Origin of the sequence: Proteiniphilum sp. (genome assembly GCF_034927365.1) — a bacterium.
Classification (GTDB): domain Bacteria; phylum Bacteroidota; class Bacteroidia; order Bacteroidales; family Dysgonomonadaceae; genus Proteiniphilum.
Window position 1 is genome coordinate 1 of sequence record NZ_JAYFQD010000011.1, and the last position, 1,796, is coordinate 1,796.

The 1,796-nt window shown below is 40.8% G+C and carries 4 protein-coding genes; all 4 read right to left on the bottom strand.

Annotation, left to right across the window (positions count from 1 at the left end; all coding sequences use genetic code 11):
• Window positions 1-615, bottom strand: a 615-nt coding sequence (locus VB073_RS09050) for a hypothetical protein (protein WP_323403841.1), incomplete at its 3' end; no start/stop codon positions are given.
• 54 nt (window positions 616-669) lie between these two features.
• A complete protein-coding gene (locus VB073_RS09055) occupies window positions 670-846 on the bottom strand; it encodes a hypothetical protein (RefSeq protein WP_323403842.1) in 177 nt (58 codons plus the stop codon).
• Between the two features lie 48 nt (window positions 847-894).
• Entirely contained in the window at window positions 895-1,539 is a 645-nt protein-coding gene (locus VB073_RS09060; RefSeq protein ID WP_323403843.1) for a hypothetical protein, read from the bottom strand.
• Between the two features lie 8 nt (window positions 1,540-1,547).
• Window positions 1,548-1,751: a hypothetical protein gene (locus VB073_RS09065; protein WP_323403844.1), complete on the bottom strand. Its 204-nt coding sequence runs from the start codon at window positions 1,749-1,751 to the stop codon at window positions 1,548-1,550.
• Window positions 1,752-1,796: the final 45 nt, after the last annotated feature.

A 1,796-nucleotide genomic window follows, 5' to 3' on the forward strand; every position in this document is an offset into this window, starting at 1 on the left:
CACATCCACCGATTTCAACCTCAAACGGGTCATCTCTCCTTTTTTGACATTGGATACAAACATTAGATAAGGATCATAATACAATGATCTGATTTTACCATCATACAATAGCGTGTCGTTATGATATACCTGCATTTCCTCAGAAAAGTATGGAGGATGCAGGTATACGAACAGGGCAAACTCGTCATCCCGCTTTTTGAATTCAGTCAGTGGCGAGATATCCGATATACTAAGTCCCCCAAACCACATGGAAATCCAGGTTGAATCCGGATCCACTGTCGATATGGAGAAGGTGGTGTCGATATCTTTCCAGACTTTGTGCCCATTTATTAAGCGGTCCTCCAATTTGAATCTCAGATTCGTCACCTCCCCCTTCTTAAGATTGGATACGAATATCATTTGCGGGTCATCATCATATATATTCAGTTTAAGTTTCCGGCTGAATATCGGAATATCATTATGATATAGCTGCAATTTTTCGGTTTCTGTCCTCGTTCCGAACATGTAAACAAACAGCGAGAATTCGTCTTCCTTGGGAGTTCTGCCCCTATAGTATACGCAGTAAATTGCAATACAGGCAACTAATACTATTGCAGTGATATAATACTTTTTCATCTGGCTAGTTTATCAATTTATTCTTATATAGGGCCTTGACGGGTGTGACCCCGTTCACGGGGGCATTATAGGTGGGAGTGTCTGGTTGAATTTCGTGCCGGTAACCTGTGTGAGCCAGCCTCGGATATTATAGTGGTAGGTGGAGGTTTCATTGGCCACTTTTTTTGTTTTAGTCCTCCCGCCTTCATCATAGCTGTAGCGGGCAAGGGTGGCTTCCGGGGCCGTGTTCAACTGGTGCGTGACCGAGTCCAGCCGTTCGGCCGGGTTTACCCTGTCCTGTTATGGAAGGCTTCCTTTTTTTACATGCCTGACCTGACGGACCCGAATAATGGAATCCAGATTATTCCCTCCTGCATCCAGATACTCGGCAATTACAGTATCCCGGGGTACATAAGTTCCTTCCCTGTAAATATTGGATAAAACCTTTCTAGCAAGATAAAAAAAACCCTCATTCTTATTTTCTAATTTTTCTTCTCGTTTCAACATTTCCTTCATGTATTTGATTGCTCGCTTCATTAATTCAGTTTTATTCTCTGATTTACTTTGTTCTACGTATTCATAATAATACATTATATATGGCTCATTCCTTTCTTTCTTCTTTATCATTATTTCTGTATACCCTATCATTTCATCCTCCAAATGAGGGTTTTCTGCATAATAGGAAACTAATCCATCATAACTGATCGCATCACCTTCTTCCCGTACCCTTCTCTGGCAGCGTTTTAATGCCTCTTCGGTTTTAGGATAATAAGGCTCTCCTACACCCGAAATTTCCTGGTATTTTTCCTCCGATACAGTATCTACCGCTATCTGCTGTTTTCCTGTTTCTTCTACTTTTTCCTCTTCTTTTTCCTCTTCTTTTACCTTATTGGCACAAGAAATGAAAACAATAAAGAAACTCAATAATATAGATATCTTTTTCATATTCGTGTTTATTTTACTACAATACCCGGATTGGCTTTAATAGCCCTTCGCATAAAATCATAGACCTCACCCCATGTTGGCTTGTCATCTTCTTCCTCCTCCTGCCCAGGCATTTGATTTCCCGGTATCGTCCGTATGACTTTTCCATTCTGATATACCAACCAATTGTCTATATCAGTTTTTCCCTTTTTCACGACCGCATATACTGGCATCGATACGGAATATGTGGCTATTCACTTATTTACATGCCTGACCTG

Coding starts and splice junctions, on each gene's coding strand:
- VB073_RS09060 (WP_323403843.1), bottom strand. CDS start 1,539: ATGAAAAAGATATCTATATTATTGAGTTTCTTTATTGTTTTCATTTCT.
- VB073_RS09065 (WP_323403844.1), bottom strand. CDS start 1,751: ATGCCAGTATATGCGGTCGTGAAAAAGGGAAAAACTGATATAGACAAT.